Annotated in this window: 3 protein-coding genes; all 3 read right to left on the bottom strand. The window is 45.9% G+C overall.

Annotated features, from left to right (window positions below):
- Nucleotides 1-70: 70 nt before the first annotated feature.
- Complete coding sequence (locus M1E03_RS08955; protein ID WP_023855963.1) at nucleotides 71-1,105, bottom strand: sensor histidine kinase; 1,035 nt, start codon at nucleotides 1,103-1,105, stop codon at nucleotides 71-73.
- Nucleotides 1,092-1,808, bottom strand: coding sequence for a response regulator transcription factor (locus M1E03_RS08950; protein ID WP_025811198.1), 717 nt, complete (start codon nucleotides 1,806-1,808; stop codon nucleotides 1,092-1,094). The genes M1E03_RS08955 and M1E03_RS08950 overlap by 14 nt, the downstream gene beginning before the upstream one ends.
- A gap of 158 nt (nucleotides 1,809-1,966) precedes the next feature.
- The gene (gene bacC, locus M1E03_RS08945) at nucleotides 1,967-21,040 is read right to left on the bottom strand and encodes a bacitracin non-ribosomal peptide synthetase BacC (protein WP_458110749.1); all 19,074 of its coding nucleotides are present in this window, start codon (nucleotides 21,038-21,040) and stop codon (nucleotides 1,967-1,969) included.
- Nucleotides 21,041-21,143: the final 103 nt, after the last annotated feature.

Genomic DNA, 21,143 nt, shown 5'->3' with positions numbered 1-21,143 from the left:
ACTCTCTTTCACTCGCCTTATAACTACATCATAAACAGAAGGATTTAACTTCTTCTTAACCAATTCTTAATTAATTCTTAAATGATTGGAGATGGTTTTGTTTAGGCAGCGAAAAACCAAACGTCGTTTTTTCCCACGGGACGCTCTGTGCCCATATGCGTCCGCGGTTTTTTTCGACGAGCGATTTGGCGATGGCAAGCCCCAGGCCGCTCCCGTCATCAAGGCTTCTCGACCGGTCTCTGCGGTACATTCTATCAAACACGTTTTCAATATCGTTTTCCGGAATTCCCGGACCTTGATCCCAGATGAGAAGCTGATATTCATGTTCTGATTCCGTCAGTTCGATTCCAAGTACTTTTCCCTCTTTTCCATAATGAATGCCGTTTCTCACGATGTTTTCGATCACGCGGATCAAGCTGAGCCGATCTGCAATAACAGAGCATTTCTTTTCCGGGATCTGTACATTCAAATCAATGTCATGTTTTTTCAGTTCCGGCAAAAAGTCGATCAGCGTTTCCCTAGCGACTTCGGCCAGGTCAAAAAACTCTGTTTTCAACTGGACTTCATTCGCGTCCAATTTCGCCATGTTGAATATTTCATCGATCAATTGCTTGAGGCTGTTGGATTTTTTAGAAAGGATATTGAGATATTCCTGTTTCTCTTCTTCCGAAGACGCGACCCCGTCTTTTAATGCATCAACATAGCCAATAATTGATGTGAGCGGCGTTCGGATATCGTGGGAAATATTAGACAGCAGCCGTTTTCTGGCCGCTTCCGATTTTGCGGCGTTGATTTGAACTTTTTCAAGCTGCTCTATCAATTCGTTAATGGAAAAAATGATTTCATTAAACGGCTGACCGCCTTTCGCCAGCAATCTTCTTCTTAAATTTCCATCCGCCACGCGCTTCAGCTCGGTTTCGATCAGCTTTAAGCGATCGATGAAGCGAAGCCTCATCGTAAACAGCAGCGCGGTAACGGCAAACAGAAAAATAAACAACATTGTGCTGAAAACCCCAAAGGAAGCCGTTTTCATATAGATGAACAAAAGTGCTGCAATCGCCGCACATTGCAGAATGAGAAGCAGCAGCTTTTTATCGGTCAGCATCTTTCTCACCTACAAACTTATAGCCAATTCCCCAAACAGTTTGAATAAATTGTGGATCGGAAGGGTCCGGCTCTATTTTTTTTCTCAGCCTTCTGATATGCACCATGACCGTATTGTCATCTTCTATGTATTGATCGCTCCATGCGTTTCGAAACAGCTGCGTTTTCGTAAATACCTGCCCCGGATTTGAGGCGAAAAACTTCAGCAGTTCAAACTCCTTCGCCGTCAGAGAGATCTCCTGTCCGCCCGCGGTGACCGTATATGTTTTCAAATCGATGGTCAATCCTTTAAATTGAATCAGCGATTGTTCATCGGAGCGGCTTTCGCTTCCGAGGACCAAAAAGCGCCTCAGCATGGCTTTGATCCGCGCAAGCACTTCGTTTACGCTGAAGGGCTTTGTTATATAATCGTCGGCGCCGATGGACAGTCCTAAAATTTTATCGCCTTCAAGGTCTTTGGCGGTCAGCATCAGGATCGGAACATTCGTATGATTCCTCATCCTTCTGCAGACCTCGATGCCGTCGATTTTCGGCATCATGACATCCAATATCACGAGGTGGTAATGGTTTTGTTCAAACAGCCTTAACGCATCTTCTCCGTCAACTGCCACGTCAACCTCATAACACTCTCTTTTTAAATAGGTTTTCAATAAATCTCTGATTTCTTTTTCATCATCCGCTATGAGCACTCGAATGGTTTCCACTTGGTTCACCCGCTTTTATTTTGTCTTGATAGATGTTCACACCGCAGCACCAGCTGCTGCTTGTTTTTTGAAATATTTCCTCTCTTTTCTTTGCCTTTCATTATAACAGAGAGTTGATAAGGCAAACAAAAGGCACCCTGAAAAGGATGCCGTTTTGTTCATATTTTGACAGTCTTATTGATGATATCATGGATCAATCTTGCATTTCTTTCAAGAATGTCGGGATAGGACTTGGAGATCATTTGCATATGGGTTCCGGCTCCTTGAACGACTGTAAAGGTTTTGGACGCCGCTTTTTCCCACATCATCATATTTTCATCCCGCTGATTGTCGCTTGACTTGATATAGCTGATATGTCCGTCAATTGCGCCGGTTGTGACTGTGTTTTGTATATATACATAAGACTTCATCACCAAGTCCACTAAATAGTCGCTCAATAATTTCTCTGCATCGCGGTATTTCTCAAGTTCAAATGTTTTGGATATCTCTTCTCTGTATTCCTCCTCTGTGAACTGATGTTTCTCGGCTTTTGTCCGATATTTTGAATCGATGATGATCAAATCTTCGACTTCATATCCTTGCCGGTTCAATTCTTTCGCCACATCAAATGCCAGGATTCCGCCGGATGAATAGCCGATTAATGTGTACGGCCCTTCACCTTGAATGTTTTTAATGATATCCGCGTATTTTCGAACCCTGTTTGCGGATGGAATGAAGTTGAAGCTGTACACCGAATGCTGCTTTAGAAACTTGGCCAAGCCCATGTAGGCAATGCCCATCGACGCGGCCGGCGGAAAGCAGAACAGGTTTTTGCCGCCTTCTTCCGCCCTGGTCAGCTGCATGCAATCATCTGTGTAGTCTTTCAGCAGGTCTTGTGCATGCTTCAGAAAATCAGACAGCTCTTTAATGGTCGGCTTGGAGAAAATGTCCTTAAACGGAACTCTGAAGCCAAGCTCTGCATATAGCCTAGAGACAAATGACATGATGTTTAAAGAATTCGCTCCGATATCGAATATGTTGGCGTTGATGCCAATCAGTTCGATATTCAGGATGTCTTCCCAAATGGCGGCCATTTTTTCTTCCAACTCATGTCTTGGAGGCTCATATTCCAGTAAAGCGCCCGCGCTTCGATCTGGCTCTGGAAGGGCCTTCAAGTCGACTTTTCCGTTTGGTGTCAGCGGCAGCTCATCAAGCTTCAGCAAATAGGACGGCACCATATATTCCGGAAGCTCCTTCACCAAAAACGCTTTGATGTCTTCCTGTGTGATGTCTCTTTCGGAAACGACGTATGCGCAAAGAACTTGATCGTTGCTTTGATCTGTTTTGGCGGCAACCGCCGCTTCTTTTATATCGCTGTGCCTTAACAATTGATGCTCGATTTCGCCAAGTTCGATGCGGTAGCCCCGAATCTTGACTTGGTGATCGATCCGGCCCAGATACTCAATATGTCCATCCGGCCTCATCCTTGCAAGATCTCCTGTTCGATACATTCTTTCACCCGGTAAAAACGGATTTGGCAGGAATTTTTCAGACGTCAGTTCCGGTTTGTTCAAATAGCCTTTTGCGACTCCGTCTCCGCTGATATACAGCTCTCCGGCAATTCCGACCGGCTGTACTTCCTGACGCTCATCCAGAATATAGAGCTGGACATTGGAGGCCGGCTTGCCGATCGGGACAGAAACTTGCCGGTCCCGTCCGGCATCATATTGATAGATCATGCAGCCGACAACCGTTTCGGTCGGACCGTATTCATTGTAGATTTCAATGTTGTGATGAAATCTCTCCGTGATTTCTTTGGCCAGTTCCGTTTTTAAATCTTCTCCGCCGACGATCAGGCGTTTGATGCTTGATCCGCTGGCACCCATGTCTTTGACAAGGCTTAAATGAGACGGGGTTAATTTGACAATCCCGGCTTTTTGGTCTCTGAACACTTTTCGAATCAGCGGTTCCCCGTCCCTGCTATGCTGATACACAATCACCCGGTTGCCTGAGATTAATGGCGTAAATATCGATGTCACCGTTAAATCAAAGGCAATGGATGAGTAGAGGGCAAAATCAAGCTGTTCGCCTTGGACATATACACGGGCAGCCCAGGTAATATAGTTAACCAGCCCTCTTTGCCTGATCATGACCCCTTTTGGTTTTCCTGTGGATCCTGACGTGTAGATGATATATGCAAGGCTGTCGGTGTTACCCGCCAGTTCCAGATTGTCAGCCGGATAACTGCTGAAATCTCCGGTTAATTCGACGGCTTCCTGATGAAGTGTGCCCAAGTCCTGCTTGTGATCCACAAGGATGATGGCCGCTCCGCTGTCTTCAAGCATATACTTGATCCTTTCTTCCGGATAATCGGGATCAATCGGCAAATAGGCTCCTCCGGCTTTCAAAATGCCCATGATTCCGACCACCATTTCCGGTGAGCGTTCTGCCATGATGGCGACAATCGTATCCTCTTTGACTCCTTTGTCCCTGAGGTATCTGGCAAGCTGATTTGATTTTTCATTGAGCTCACGGTACGTCAGTTTGTCATTTCCTGAGACAACCGCAGCAAGCTCAGGGGTTTTTTCGGCTTGTTCCTCAAACAGCCGGTGAATCGTCTGATTCGGATATTCCGCTTTCGTGTCATTCCATTCGTACAACAGCCTGTTTCTTTCAGCTTCCGAAAGGACTGTGATGTCGTTTAATGACTGATCTTCATTTTGGACGACCTGTTCCATCACTTGTTGAAGGTGTCCTTTGATACCGGCGATGATGTGGTCATGATAGATATTTCCGTCATAAGTCAATTTGATGACCAAACGTTCGCCCGGGACGGCCACAATATTAAATCCGTAATTTGTTTGTTCTTCGGCGTGAATTTCTTCAAAGATAAAACCAGCACCGCGTTTGCCGCTTGTCTCAAATGCACTCTGATCAACCGCGTAATTTTCGAAAATCAGGATATGATCCAGCAGCTCTCTTTTTAATTCACTGAGCGACTGTACTTCCGACAGATTCATGTCATGATATGTCCTGCCTTCCAAAGCCTGTTCCTGAACGCTTTTGATGAGTTCCTTAAAGCTTTGGCTTTTTTCCAGTCTAATTCTCGTCGGTACAGTGTTGATGAATAATCCGACCATTTTTTCGATTCCGGCTACTTGTGCATCCCTGCCGGAAATGACTGTACCGAATACGACATCATCCGTTTGATTGTACCTTGCCAAAAGCATTCCCCAAATGCATTGTAAAACAGTATGGAGGGTGACATTGTTACGGCTGGCAAGCTCTGTGATCCGGCCGGTTAATTGTTGCGGGAATTCTATGACGGCCTCTTTTCTCTTATATTTCGCATGTCCGGAAGAACTCGCCAAAACCGAAATCGGCGATTTTTCGGTAAAGCCTGATAAATAGTTTCTCCAGTACGCTTTTGGAGCTTCTTTATCTTGTTGCTCTAGCCACCCGATATAATCGCTGTACGGTCTTGCCTCTTCAAGCCGGTGTTTTTGCCCGCCTTCTTTCATATGATACATTTGGAACAGCTCTCCCATAATGATTCCCCGGGACCAGCCGTCAAGCAGAATATGGTGGTTTGTCCATATGAACGTATAACTGTCATCCTCGGTTCTCATTAGCGCGGCTCTGATCAATGGTTCGCTGTTTAAGCAAAAACCTTTCTCCCGATCTGCTTTGCGATACGTTTGAATCACTTGCTCCCGTTCCGCCGGACTCTGCTTTCGCAAGTCATGATAGTCAAGATTGATCTTTCTGTCCTTGATGATCACATTTCTTGGTTCATCCGTTATTTCATACTCGATCGAGGCCCTTAGAATCTCGTGTCTTTCCATGATGTCATTGAACGTTTCTGCAAACAGACGCTCATCGATCAATCCTTTCATATCGATGGCCATTTGTTCAAAGTACGCCTGTGATTCCTTGTCTTCGAGTGCGTGGAACAGCATGCCCCTTTGCATGTTGGCAAGCGGATAGATTTTTTCGATTTCCATCCCTTTATATTTCAGTTTGATTTCCTCAAGCTGATCTAAGCTGATGCCTTTGTCTCCGTAATCGGACGGCGTTTTTTCCGTCTCTTCTCGTTCCGCGCAGTGGCGAATGACCGCTTTCAAGGCTTCTTTATATTTTTGAGCAAAAGTTCTGACGACGTCTTCACTGTATGCTCTTGTGTTATAGGTCGTTTGAATGGCCAGTTGTCCCCTGAAGACCACCGCATTGATTTCGAGTGGATGTTCTCTAGTGATGCCCTTTCCGGCTGCTTCTCCCGGCGACAGGTGTGATGAAGAAAATTCTCCGCTGTTGATGTCTTCATCAAGCTGTCCCAGGTAATTGAACAAGATTGGTGATGTTGCGCCTTTTGCGATCTCACTGTCCCGGGTGAGATACTTTAAAATTCCGTAGCCGATGCCTTTGTTCGGCACGTTTCGCAAGTGCTCTTTCACTATTTTAATCGTTCTGGACATGTCTGTTTCTTGTCCCAAATCGATGAATACCGGGTACTTCGAGGTAAACCAGCCGACCGTTCTGCTGATATCGATGCCATCTGCCACCTGTTCTCTTCCATGCCCCTCCAGCGTGATTCTTAATTTATTTTGCCCGGTCATATCTCTTGCCGCCACCAGAAGCGCAGCGATCAGAAGATCGTTGATTTCGGTACGGTAAGCTTGGTTTGTTTCTCTTAAAAGCCGCGCTGTCTCCTCTTTTTCGAGTTCCGTGCTGAATGTTTTGCTGTCCTCAACTTTGAAGACACCTGCATCTTCATTCATTTCCAGGAATTTGACGTCTTCACAAACGGCCTTCAGCCAATACTGTTTTTCACCAAGCAGTTTTTCAGTTTTTGAATATTCCGTGATGTGATGTGCATATTCCTGGTAGGAAGCTGTTTTTGGATAGAACTCGACTTTTTCCCCATTTGATAACTGACTGTACCCCAGCGCCAAATCTTCAAATAATATTCTCCAGGAGATACCGTCGACCACAAGGTGATGGATGATGATCAGCAGGTGATCCCCATTATTCGTTTTGAAGAGCGCCAGTTTAACCAGAGGGCCGGTTTTAATATCGATGCTTTGCTGAAGCTCCGTTGCCAATTGGTACACTTTCTGAGGCTGGTCGTTTTCGCTCGAGACATCATAGACAAATAGGTCAAACAGCTTTTTGCCCGGTCCCCGGTTGTACTGAATGATCTTTCCGCCTTCTTCTCTAAACACCGTCCGGAGTGCATCGTGATGTTGGATGATTTCTCTGAATACACGTTTGACGATGCTCTCGTCGAATCCGTTTTTCCTATAAAGTATAACCGCATGGTTGTAATGGTTCCTGTCCGTTTTGTTCAACGAGAAATACTCTTGTTGAATCGGAGTCAAGAGAACCTCGCCCTCTACCGTTTCATATGATGCTGATTTGTCGGTTTCGGCCTTGACATATCGGCTCAAAGACTTGATTTGCGGATTTGCAAACAGATCTTTCATTTCTAGCGACAGGCCTTCTCTTGATAATCTTGAGATCATTTGCAGCGCTTTGATGGAATCGCCGCCTGCTGCAAAAAAGTGATGAGTGATCCCGATCTTGTCAATGCCAAGCACATCTTCCCATATTTGAACAAGCTTTTCTTCCGTCTCGTTCCGCGGCGGTTCGTATTCCGTCTCTTTTCCCGGCTGCGGTTCAGGCAATGCGGTTGTATCGATCTTTCCGTTGGCTGAAAGCGGCATCTTCTCAATTTGGACAAATGAAGACGGAATCATATATTCTGGAAGCTCGCGCATCAGATACGTCCTGATGTCCTCGAACGGTAATTCGGCGTTTGCTGTGAAATAGGCGCACAGCTGTTTTGCACCTTTATGGTCTTCCCTTGCAGCAATAAAGGCTTCCTTGATATCATCATGAGCCAACAGCCTGTTTTTGATTTCTTCCGGTTCTATTCTGTAGCCCCTTACCTTTACTTGGCTGTCCATCCGTCCTGCAAGTTCGATATTTCCATCGCTCAGCCTTCTGGCAAGGTCCCCGGTCCTGTACATTTTTGTATGCGGTGCAAACGGATCTTCGACGAATTTTTCTTTCGTGATATCCGGTTTGTTTACATAGCCGCCTGTCACTCCGGCGCCTGCGATGCAGAGCTCTCCGTACACACCTTCCGGAAGCAGTTTCATATTTTCATCAAGCACATATGCATTCGTATTATGGATCGGAGTGCCGATAACCGGATATTCTTTGAAAGAATTGAGGTGTTCCGGGTCGATTACTTTAAAGACTGAGCCGATTGTCGTTTCCGTCGGGCCATAATGATTCATGACTACATGATCGGGATATTGGTTGTAAAATGTCTCAACATCCCTTGTATTGATCATCTCCCCGCCCAAGACGACCAGCCTGAGAGAAGCGCAAGGTTTTTCGGCGGAAAAGCCCGGATCATTGACAAAAATGTTAAACAGAGACGGCGTCAGTTTGATATAGGTGATGCCGTTTTCTTTGATATACTTTAAAGCCCGGTGCGCATTTGTATAGCATTCTTTTCGTGCGATATGCAGTTCGCTTCCGCTTAACAGCGCCGAAAAGATGCTCGTATAGCCCAAATCGAACGCATATGAAGACACAAGCATGGCTTTGTCGTTTTCTGTAAGACCCGCTTCCTTCATAAACCATGCTGTATAATTCACCACATTCCCGTGTCTGATAAATACGCCTTTCGGCTTTCCGGTGGAGCCTGATGTGTATATAATATATGCATTCTGATCGGCTGCACCCGATGCAGACAGGTTTGACGCGGCCTTCGCATCAATCAAACCGTCGGCAACATTGACGATTTCTCCAGCGAACGCGACGTTTTCTTTGACAGAGCCTTTGACAAGCAATATTGCAGCTCTGCTGTCACTTAAAATCTCATTCGTCCGTTTGGCCAATTGCTCCGACTCGATCGGCACGTAAGCCGCTCCGGCTTTCAGTACCGCCATCATGGAAATGATCATCTCAAGCGATGGTTCAATCATGATCGCTACAGGTGCACCGGCGCTTGCTCCTTTGTCTCTCAAAAGCCTTGCCAATTGATTTGCTTTTTCGTTCAGTTCCCTGTACGTCAGCTTTTCATCCGCAAAGACCACCGCTGTTTGCTCCGGCGTTTTGCCAGCCTGATGCTCAAACAGCTGATGAACCGTTTGATCTTTAGGGTAATCTGTTCGTTGTCCTTGATTCTGATCCCGAAGCACTCTGATTTCTTCATCTGACAGCATGTTCACGTCGCTCAACGGCATTTGCGGATCGTTTGCCGCTTCCTTTAAAATATTGATCAAATGGCCCGCCATTCTTTCAATCGTGGACCGCTTAAACAATTTTGTACTGTAGTTGAAAACACATTGAATGCCTTCATTTGTCTCAGCGGCTGTCAGCGTCAAATCAAATTTTGAGATGTTCACCTCGGTTTGGAGTGGCTGGAATATCAAGCCATCGATGTCCGCTTCATCGCCGTCGAAGTTTTGCAGAACAAGCATGGTATCAAACAGCGGGTGTCTGCTCATATCCCGTTTGACATCAAGTTTTTCAACCAGTTCATCAAATGGATAGTCTTGATTTTCATAAGCTTTCAGCGCCGTTTCTTTAACCTCTTTTAAATAATCGGCAAATGGCATGTCTCCTATTGGATGGTTCCTCATCGCCAGCGTGTTGATAAACACTCCGATGACATGTTTCAAATCGCTGTGATGCCTTCCCGCGATCGGTGAGCCGACAACGATATCCTCCTGGCCTGTATACTTCGCCAAGAGCGTTGTGTATCCCGCCAAAAGCAACATATACATCGTCGCGCCGTTCTCTTTCGCCAGTTTGTTCAGCATGGCGGACGTTTCGCCGTCTATTTCAAACTGAACGATATCTCCTTCAATCGAACGCTTTTGCGGACGTTTTTCATCCGCCGGCAAATTCAGCACCGGCACTTCACCTTGAAAAACGTTGAGCCAGTAGTCTTCCTGGCGTTTAATCTCATCTTTTTGATAAAAAAGTTTTTGCCATTCTGAAAAGTCTTTGTACTGAATCGTTAACGGCTGCAATGTTTTCCCCTCATACAACTCGGCCAGTTCTCTTGTGAAAATGGCCATGGATACCCCGTCTGAAATGATATGGTGCATGTCGAACATCAGTACATGTTCATCGCCACTCGCTTTTAATACTTCCACTCTTAAAAGCGGCGCTTTTTCCAAAGCAAACGGCTTGATGAACGCTTTGATTTTTTCTTCCAGCCGGTCCTGTCCGAGTCGTCCGTACTTCACTTTAAAATCGACTTCTTTTTCGATTTTTTGTACAGGTTCGCCGTCAACCATCACAAAGGCCGTCCTCAAGGCTTCATGTCTTTCTATCAATTGCCGAAAAGCATCCTCAAACCGGTCGACATCAAAATCTCCTGCAATTTTCATGGCGAAAGGCATGTTGTAAGAGAGGCCGCCTGGTTCGATTTGATTAAGGATATACAGCCTTCTTTGTGCGGATGACAATGCGTAATACTCTTTCTCTTCCGCTTGTGTGATGGACGCATAAGGGCTTTCTTTCATGGATTCGATAAAATCACCGATGTCTTTGATTGTTGGTGTTTCGAATATTTGTCTTAAAGGGACTTCAATCTTCATTTCTTTATGCAATTTTGCAGTCAATGCCGCAGCTTTTAAGGAATGGCCGCCAAGTTCAAAGAAATTGTGGCTGATTCCGATGTTTTCGATCCCTAAAACGTCCTCCCAGATTGAGACAAGCTTTTCCTCTGTGCGGTTCCTCGGTGCTTCGTACGTCGCTTCACTGATTGTGCCGCTAGGTTCAGGGAGCGCTTTTCTGTCGATTTTGCCGTTTGCCGTAAGCGGCAATTGATCGAGCTTGACAAAGTATGACGGCACCATGTAATCCGGCAGTTCCTTTAACAAGCATTTTCTGACGTCTGCAACGCCGGCCGTTTTGTCCGCGACGATATATGCGCATAGGTATTTTCCGCCGGCTTGATCTTCCCGCGCCATAACTGCCGCCGCGTCAATGCCTTCTATTTTCAGCAATTGGTTTTCGATTTCGCTCAGTTCGATTCTGAATCCGCGGATTTTGACTTGGTGGTCGATTCTTCCTAAATATTCGATTTGGCCATCAGGTAAAAATCTTGCGAGATCCCCCGTCCTGTACATGTTTTCTCCTGGAACAAACGGGTTTGGAACAAATTTTCCAAGCGTGAGGTCAGGTCTGTTTAAGTATCCGCGGGCAAGGCCTTCCCCGCTCAGACAAAGTTCACCGGGTGTGCCCAACGGCAGCAGTTGCTGGTTGTGATTTAAAATATAAGCCTTGTGATTGCTGATCGGCCGGCCGATGACGACTTTTTCGTCATCTTTTTGCAGCTCGCCCCGCGTTGAGCAAACGCTGTTTTCCGTCGGTCCGTATTCATTAAACAATTTGACGTTCGGCAGCTTTTCAAAATGCTGCCGGATCAGACTTTCATTGAAGCCTTCCCCTGCGACCGTGATAAATCTTAAATCCTCTAAAGGCTGCTCAATCGTGTCGAGCAGGCTTAGATAAAAGCTCGGAACGGCCAGCAAGTTTGTCGCTTTATGCGTTCGCAACGCACCGATGATCTCACGCGGATTCATCCGCAAATCTCTAATTAAAACCAGCTTCGCCCCAGATATAAGCGTCGTGAAAATATCTTCAACAGAACTGTCAAATGAAAAGGACGGCACTTGAAGTGTGGCATCGGCTGTACTGTAGCCATACGATTGTTTCCTCCAATAAAGCGTATTAACAATTGATTGATGGTTGACCATGACACCCTTCGGCTTTCCGGTCGAACCTGAGGTATAGATGACATAAGCCATGTCAGAAGAACCGCTCGTGTGCTCTAAGTTCTCTGTGGCTTTGTCTTTTGTCAGCCCTTTTTCGTTCATATCGATACAGGTGAGATCAACGTCAATCTGTTTGTCCGCCTTTTTCAGCAGGATGCTGATGCCGCTGTCTTCGATCATGTATCTGATCCGGTCTTCCGGATATTCGGGATCGATCGGCAAGTATGCGCCTCCGGCCTTCAGCACCGCCAGCATTCCGACAATCATCTCCACAGAACGCTCCGCCATAACGCCGACGATCATGTCAGGTTTTACGCCTTTTTCCCTTAACAGTCCCGCCAGCTGATTTGACCTTTCATTCAGTGCTTTGTACGAGAGCTTCTCCTTTTCAAATACGACCGCAGTATGCCCAGGCGTCCGTTCCGCCTGTTCTTCAAATAATTGATGGATCGTTTTATTCCTTGGATAATCTGCGTTTGTCCGGTTGAACTCATATAGAAGCGTCTTTCTTTCTTCCTCCGCCAGCATGTCAATCTCTGCGATTTTCCGGTTCTCATTTGCCGTCACTTGCTCAGCGACCCTTTTGATATGACCTTCGATATTGTTGATGATATCCCTGTCATAGACATTGCCGTCATATGTCAAAACAAGGGTGAGCTCTTCGCCAGGAGTCACCGACATGCTAAAGCTGTAATTGCTTTGTTCCGCAGCGCTGATCTCATTCACCTTAAAGCCTGTCTTCATTTGACTCTCTTCAAAGTCCTGTTCATCAGTTTCATAGTTCTCAAATACGAGAATATGATCGATCAGATCTTTCTTTAAGCTGCTCAAAGCCTGGACTTCAGCGAGATTCATATAGTTGTAGCGGTTGCTTTGAATCGCATCTTCCTGAACCTTTTGCAAACATTCGTTAAAACGCGCCTGCTCATTGAATCTGATTCTTGTCGGGATGGTGTTGATAAACAGACCGATCATGTCTTCGATTCCGTCTACGTTTGCTTCCCTGCCCGATACGACCGTTCCAAACACGACATCATCGATCTTATTATATTTCGTAAGCATCAAGCCCCAAATCGTTTGAATCACCGTATGAAGCGTAACGCTGTTTTTAGCAGCGAGCGACTTCAATTGTTTTGTCAGCTGTTTTGACAAATGGATGACCTTCTCCCGGCGGTCATACAGGCTGCTTTTTTTGCGTTTTGTTAATGTAGGCAGCTGTGCCTGTTCCTCATACCCTTTTAAATATTCGCGCCAATATTGACGGCCCTCTTCCTGATCCTGTCTTTCAAGCCACTTAATATAATCGCTGTACGGCTTCGTCTCCTTTAATGGACTGGCTTTGCCGTTCATCCGGTTTTCGTAGATGACAAACAGCTCACGCATGATGATGCCAAGGCACCAGCCATCGAGTAAAATATGGTGATGGCTCCAGACAAGCCGGTACGAGCCCTCCGCCGTTTTCAGCAAGTAAACCCTCATTAACACATCTCTGCTTAAATCAAAGCCTTTTTTTCGATCTTCATTGATCAATCTCTCAATGAACATTTCCTGTTGCTGTGCGGAGCTTTTCGCGATATTGAAATAGGTGAAATCGATGCTGCGGTTTTCGATGATGATCTGCCTCGGTTCTTCAACAATTTCATATTCATAAGAGGCCCTTAAGATTTCATGCCGTTTCATGATGTCATTAAAGCTTGCCTCAAGAATCGCCGGATCGACATATCCTTCAATATCCATGACCGTCTGCTGAAAATATGCATCTGAGGTATGATCCTCGATGGCATGGAACAGCATACCCTTTTGCATGTTGGCAAGCGGATAGATTTTTTCAATGACGCCTCTGTATCTTCCTTTGATTTCTTCAAGTTCGTCTAAACTGATATTTGTATCTCCATAGTCGGACGGCGTTCTTTCGCTTTCCGTCTGTTGCGTGCAGTGCTTAATGATTTGTTCCAGGCGTTCTTTTAATTGATGATTCAGCCGGCTGATCGTATCTTTTTCGTATTCCATTTGATTAAAGGTTGTATGAATCACCAGCTCATGATGAATCACGATGGCGTTGATTTCGATAGAATGACTTCTCGCGATTTTTCCGCCGATGCTTTCCCCTTCGGAGAAGCTTGAGCCGGAAAATTCGCCGCGATTCATGTCGGCATCGATCTCGCCTAAATAGTTAAATGAAATCCGGGCCTTTTCTTCGTTGATAAAATCCGGGTCTTCGGCCATATACTTTAAGAGCCCGTAGCCGATTCCTTTATTCGGTATTTTTCTCAACGTTTCTTTGACCATTTTGATATGTTGGGAGAGGGCTTTTTCTTCTCCTGCATCAAGAAGCACCGGATACATCGTCGTAAACCAGCCGATTGTTCTCGTGATGTCAACGCCTTCTAAAATATCTTCCCTGCCGTGGCCTTCCATCATGACCTTCAGTTTGTTTTCCCCTGTGATGTCCTTTGCTCCGGTTAGTAATGCCGTTAACAAAATATCGTTGATTTCGGTGTTGTAGGCTCTGTTCGTGTTTCGCAAAAGGTCCGCTGTTGCCTCTTTGCCGAGCTTGATGCTCAACGTCGTGCTGTTTTCGTATACATCTTCCTTTAATATGTTCTTTGGCGGAATAAACCGGACACGTGCCTTGGCAACGTTCCGCCAATATTTGGCTTCCTTCAATAAGGTTCGGCTGCGGGCGTATGCTTTTAACCTGCGGGCGAATTCTTGATAGGAATCCGTTTTGTAGCCGATCTCGAGCGTTTGCCCCTTTAATGCCTGACTGTACAATGTTTCGAAGTCCTCAAACAGTATTCTCCACGATACACCGTCGACGACAAGGTGATGGATTACAATGAGCAGGTGGTCGCCCTCATCAGCCCGGAAGATGCCGAGATGAACAAGTTTTCCTTTTCTGATCGATGTTTGTTTTTGAATGCTTGTCGCCAGCTCATACACCTTTTCCGCTTGACGATCAAGCCCTCTTACATCATAAACATCCAGGTCGAACAGGTCTTTCTGAAAGCTTCTGTTGTACTGAATGAAGTCCCCGCCTTTTTCCTCATAGATCATCCTTAACGCGTCGTGCTGCTCCATTATTTTATTGAAAGTCTTTTTAACACAGCTTTCGTCAAATCCGCCCTTTCTGAAGAGCACAAATGACTGGTTAAAGTGATCCAGCTCTTCTTTGTTATTAGTAAAATACCATTTTTGGATCGGAGTGAGTTCTGCATGTCCCGTGACGATTGTATTGGCATTTTGCCTCTGTGATTGTTTTTTAACATACTTGGAAAGATCCTTGATTCTCGGATTGGCGAACAGATCCTTCATTTCAAGCTTCAGGCCAAGCCTGGACAGCCTTGAGACGATTTGCAACGCCTTGATCGAATCTCCTCCTGCTGCAAAGAAGTGATGGCTGATACCGATGTCTCCGGCACCGAGAACATCCCTCCAGATGTCAACGAGCTTAGCTTCTGTGTCATCCCGCGGTGCTTCGTATTCCGCTCCTGTTGCGACATGTCTGTCAGGTGCAGGGAGGGCTTTTCGATCGACTTTATCGTTTGCGGTGAGCGGCAGCTTATCCAGTCTGACAAAATAAGCCGGAATCATATAGTGAGGGAGCTCTTTTTCGAGCCATTCACTGAGCTCGGTTGATGTCCAGTCTTCTTTGGAGACGATATAAGCGTACAAATAATCGCTGTTGTCATCGTCCTTCCTGGCTATAACCGCCGCTTCGTCGATTTTGTCAAGCTTGAGCAATTGATTCTCGATTTCTCCCAGTTCAATCCGGTATCCGCGTATTTTCACCTGATGGTCTATTCTTCCTAAAAACTCGAGATGTCCACCGGGCAGCCATCTGGCCAGATCACCCGTCCGGTACAATCTTTCCCCTGATACAAACGGATGTGAAATAAACTTTTCGGCTGTCAGTTCCGGCCGGTTTAAATACCCGCGTGCAAGACTGATTCCGCCGACGCAAAGCTCTCCAACAACGCCTGTCGGCACAGGCTTCTGGTTTTGATCCAATACATATACGTTTGTATTGTCAATCGGACTGCCGATATGAGGACGACCGGATCCTCCGTAAACCCCCGCCGTTGCACAGACCGTCGTTTCCGTCGGTCCGTAGGCATTGATAAACAGCCGATTTCCGAACCACCTTTTTGCGAGTTCTTCAGTGCAGGCAGAGCCCGCGGAAACGATCACTTTGAGGTTTTCCAATCTGAATTCATCCAACACATTCAGAACGGTCGGCGGCAAAGTCGCATGAGTGATGTCATACTGTCTTAGAAAGCTTGTTAACGGCTGCCCCGGCATCATTTCCTCCTGCCGTCCCAACACTAAAGCCGCCCCGGCTGCCAGCGCCGGAAAGATTTCAAATGCTGACGCATCAAATGATAGTGAAGCAAATTGAATCACTCTGCTGTCCGTGTTTAAATGCATCAATTTGACAACTGCTGAAACAAGATTGCTCAGCCCTTTTTGTTCGATTAAGACGCCCTTCGGTTTTCCTGTGGACCCTGAAGTATAGATGATGTAAGCCAAATCCCCACTATGGCTGACAGTCTCCAATTGAGCCGCATCCAGTGCGGCAATTTGTTTGTCGTGAATATCAATGTTGATCATGCCGGCCTCTTTGATAAAGGACCGTTTTTTGATGAGCGCCTCTTCCGACAGAAGAAACTTTGTTTGGCTGTCGCCTAGGATGTATTTGATCCTGTCTTCAGGATATGCCGGATCAAGCGGCAGGTACGCGCCTCCGGCCTTCAAAATTCCCAGAAGGCCGATGATCATCTCGGGAGAGCGGTCCACCATGATGCCGACGGCTGTGTCCGGTTTAACCCCTTTGTCTCTTAAAAACCGGGCCAGCTGATTTGACCTCTCATGCAATTGTCGATAGGTCAGCTTTTGATCTTCAAACACGACCGCGGTTTGGTCAGGCGATGTCTCCGCCCGCTCCGCAAACAGCCGGCAAATGGTTTTGTCTGTTGGAGCATCAGTTTTCGTATCATTAAACCGGTATAACAATGTGTTTTTTTCGTCTTCTGACATGGCCTCTATTTGATCAAGCCGCTTGTCCGGCCGATTGGAAATATCCTCTAAAGCACGGACGAAATGCGCCGCCATCCTTTCGACCGTTTCTCTTTTAAACAGCTTTGTACAGTATTCCAAATCAAATTCGATCTTCGAGTCTTTTTCGATTGCCGATAAAGTGAGGTCAAATTTTGAAATATGGATGTCGCTTTCAAACGGTTCAAATGTGAGCCCTTCTATTTCAGCATCCGCTTTTTCCAAGTTTTGCAGGACAAACATCGTATCAAACAGCGGATTTCTGCTCATGTCGCGTTCAAGGTCAAGCTGTTCGACAAGATCGTCAAATTGATAATCTTGGTTTTCATACGCCTTCAGCGCCGTCTCTTTTACATCTTGCAAAAATTCAGCGAATGTCTTGTCGCCCTTCGGATGATTTCTCATCGCCAGCGTATTGACAAACATTCCGATTACATGTTTCAGCTCGTGATGTTTTCTTCCTTGAATCGGCGTTCCGATAATCAAATCTTCCTGTCCGCTATATGTTCTAAGCAAAACCGTATATGCCGCCAGAAGAAGCATATACATGGTCGCTCCGTTGTTTTTGGCGATCCGCTTGAGCTTCTTCGTCAATTCGCCGTCGATTGCAAAACCGATTCTATCGCCTTCAACACTGTGCATTTGCGGCCTCGGGTAATCCGTCGGCATGTTGAGGACTGGAATCTCGCCTTTGAAAATATTGAGCCAGTACTCTTTTTGCCTTTTCATCTCATCTTTTTGATAAAAATCCCTTTGCCATTCTGAATAGTCTTTATATTGGAGGCTGAGCGGCTCCAGTTCTTTTCCGCCGTACAAATCGCAAATTTCTTTTGTCAAAACCCCCATCGATGCGCCGTCTGAAATGATATGGTGCATATCAAACAGAATGATATGTTCCTCGTCGTCAACCTTGACCACCTCTGTTCTAAAAAGCGGGGCCTTTTTTAAATCAAACGGTCTGACAAATTGTTTGATGATCTCTTGAATGGATAGAGACTCTATTTCGCTGGATTTGATGCTGAAATCTACTTCTTTTTCAATCTTTTGAACTGGCTCTCCATCCGCCATCAAGAAGGACGTTCTAAGCGCTTCATGTCTTTGAATGACAATTTGCAATGCGTTCTCAAACCGGCGTATATCGAAGGAGCCCTTGACTTTCATGGTAAAAGGGATGTTGTAGGACAATCCGCTCCCTTCGATTTGACCTAGAATGTACAGTCTTTTTTGCGCGGATGAAAGACGATAGTATTCTTTTTCTTCCACTTTTTTAATAGATGAATCAACACTATCTTTTGTCGATCTGATATATTCTCCCAATCCTTTGATTGTCGGCGTTTTAAAGATTTGCCCAAGAGGGATTTCCGCTTTGAGCTCCTTTCGGATTCTTGCCGCCATCGCGGCCGCTTTGAGAGAATGTCCCCCCAGCTCGAAGAAATGATCGTTGATACCGGCCTTTTCCACCTTTAAAATATCACGCCAAATTGCTGCCAGCTTTTCTTCCGTTTCATTTCGCGGCGCCTCATACTCACTTTCCGCTCCCATCGTTCTGTCCGGCTCAGGCAGGGCTTTTCTGTCCACTTTCCCGTTTTTGGTGAGCGGCAGCTTGTCCATGTTCACGAAATAGGCGGGAATCATATAATCCGGAAGCTTTTCACCTAAAAACCCTTTCAGCTCATCAAGGGAAATCTCACGCTTTGCCGTGATATAGGCGCAAATGTACGGGCGGTTCTCTCCGTCTTCTCTGACGGTAACGATCGTCTCGTTGATGTCTTCATGCATCTCCAACCGGCTTTCGATTTCGCCGAGTTCGATTCTGAAGCCGCGGATTTTCACCTGATGGTCGATTCGGCCGATGAATTCGATGTTGCCGTCAGGCAGCCATTTCGCTAAATCACCTGTTTTGTACAGCCTTTCTCCCGGAATGAACGGATGCGGGATGAATTTTTCCGCCGTCAGTTCCTCGCGGTTTAAATATCCTGTGCTTAAACCATCGCCTGCGATGCACAGCTCTCCGGGAACCCCGATCGGCACGAGCTTGCCGGCTTCATCCATGATCAAGACTGACGTATTCGCCAGCGGGCTGCCGATCGGGATTGTATCGGCTTTTTCATCTATTTCATTGATGAAATAATATGTCGCATATACCGTGCTTTCCGTCGGGCCGTAAACATGAATCAATTTATCCCGGCCGACATGATTCAGCACTTTTCTCACATGCGGAATCGACGCTCTTTCCCCGCCAAAAAGGATTTTCCGCAGCTTGGCAAGACAGCCGATATTGATGTCGGCGAGCGTATTGAACAGCGCTGTCGTAATGAACATCACGCTGACTCGTTCTTTCTCAATCACTTCGGCCAGCTCATGTGTATTCAAGACTGTCTCTTTTTCGATCAGGACGAGTGACGCTCCGTTTAAGAGAGCGCCGAAGATGTCGAACACCGATCCGTCAAACGAATAGTTGGACAGCTGGAGAATGGCGTCATCTTCTGTGATGTCGATATAATTGGTATTTTGAACGACTCTCGCCGCACTGTAATGCGGGATGACCACTCCTTTTGGTGTTCCGGTTGAGCCGGACGTGTAGACGATGTACGCTGTATCGCTTGAGCAATTCACACGCGGAAGATTCTCTCCGCTTAGTAAGTGCAACTCGTCCGAACGCAAATCAACGGTTTTTATATCAAAAGGTTGAAGAAGCGAATCTGTTGTTACTAACAATGCCGCACCGCTATTTTCCAACATATAATCGATTCTGTCCCTAGGCGTTTCAGGATCGATCGGCAAATACGTGCCTCCCGCTTTTAAAATACCGATGATGCCGATGATCATCTCAAAGGAGCGGTCCGCGATGATCGCGGCAATCGAGCCTCTGCCGATCCCTTTTTCCCTGAGGAGTCTCGCGGTTTGGTTTGCTTTCTTATTCAGCTCTCTATAGGTCATGCGCTGAGCACCGAACACAAGAGCCGTCTGGTCAGGCGTCTTCATGGCCTGTTCCTCAAAGAGCTCATGAAGCGGCTTGTCTTTCGGATAATCCGTTTTTGTATCGTTGAATGTGTCTAAAATCCTCTGTTGTTCTTCTTTTGACACAAGGTTGATGTCTTGTAATGTTTGTGCCTCATCTTCCGCCACTTGTTCTGCGACGGTGATGATATGCTTTTCTAATGTTTCGATGATGGTGTCGTCATATACATTTTCATCATAGATGAAGAGCAGCTTTAATTGATCGTCAAGAGCCGCGGAAATGCTGAAATGATAATTGGTCTGTTCTTCCCCGCTGACATTCACCATTTCAAAACCTACATCATTTTTTTCTTCAAACGCTTTTTGGTCAACGGCATAGTTTTCAAAGACCATGACATGGTCGATCAAATCATTTTTCAACTCGCTTAGCGCTTGAACCTCCGCTAAATTCATGTAATTGTAGCGGCTGCTTTCCAAAGCGTCGGCTTGGGTTTGGCGCAGAACGTCTTTAAAAAGCTTGTCTTTGCCCAGCCTGATTCTGGTCGGGATGGTGTTGATGAAGACGCCGACCATTGTTTCTATACCTTCCACTTCGGCATCTCTGCCGGAAACAACGGTTCCGAACACCACATCCTCGCTGTTGTTGTATTTCGCCAAAATCACGCCCCAAATGCTTTGCAACACGGTATTGATCGTTACATGATTCTGGTTGGCCAATTTGATGAGGCGATTTGTCAATTCTTTGGAACATTCAATCGTTTTCTCTCTTCTTTTAAAACCCGTCTCAGAAGGTGTGCGAAGCTTTGGAAGCGAATTTTTTTGATCATAGCCGCTCAAATAGCTCTCCCAATAGCTCTGAGCTTCTTCTTTATCCTGATCCTCCAGCCATTTGATATAATCGCTGTACGGCCTCGGGTCTTCCAATTGATGATGTTGGCCTTTCCGCTTCATTTCATATATCGTCAACAGCTCATCCAGGATGATGCCAAGGCACCATCCGTCAAGCAAGATGTGATGATACGTCCAGACAAATTGATACGAATCGTCAGACGTTCTGATGAGACAAGCTCTCATCAACGTATCTTTGGCTAAGTTAAAACCCTTTTGTCTATCTTCTGCCAAATAACTCTCCAAAACGCCGTCTTGCTCATGCCGGCCTCGTATATCAAGATAGTCAAACTTCATGTGCCGATCTTTGATAATGACGTGCAGCGGCTCATCCAATCTGTGATGAAATGATGCTCTTAGGATCTCATGCCTTTTCATGACTTCATTTAGGCTTTCTTCAAACATCCGCTCATCCACATCACCTTTTAATTCAATGATGAACTGCTCAAAATATGCGTGTGACGCTTCGTCTTTCATGGCATGAAACAGCATTCCTTTTTGCATGTTTGATAACGGATATATTTTCTCAACTTTTGTTTTCATATCGTCATCTCATCTCCTAGAATTCCTTTTGTTTTCAGATCCACATGGGCCGCCCATTTTTAAGCAGCAGGTTAACCATTTCAAGGGGGCTTCTTTAGCTTTT

This window comes from Bacillus sp. PK6-013 (assembly GCF_054161445.1).
The sequence above is the reverse complement of the archived record's forward strand: the minus strand, read 5'-3'. Positions and strand labels throughout refer to the sequence as shown.

Coding starts and splice junctions, on each gene's coding strand:
- bacC (WP_458110749.1), bottom strand. CDS start 21,040: ATGAAAACAAAAGTTGAGAAAATATATCCGTTATCAAACATGCAAAAA.
- M1E03_RS08955 (WP_023855963.1), bottom strand. CDS start 1,105: ATGCTGACCGATAAAAAGCTGCTGCTTCTCATTCTGCAATGTGCGGCG.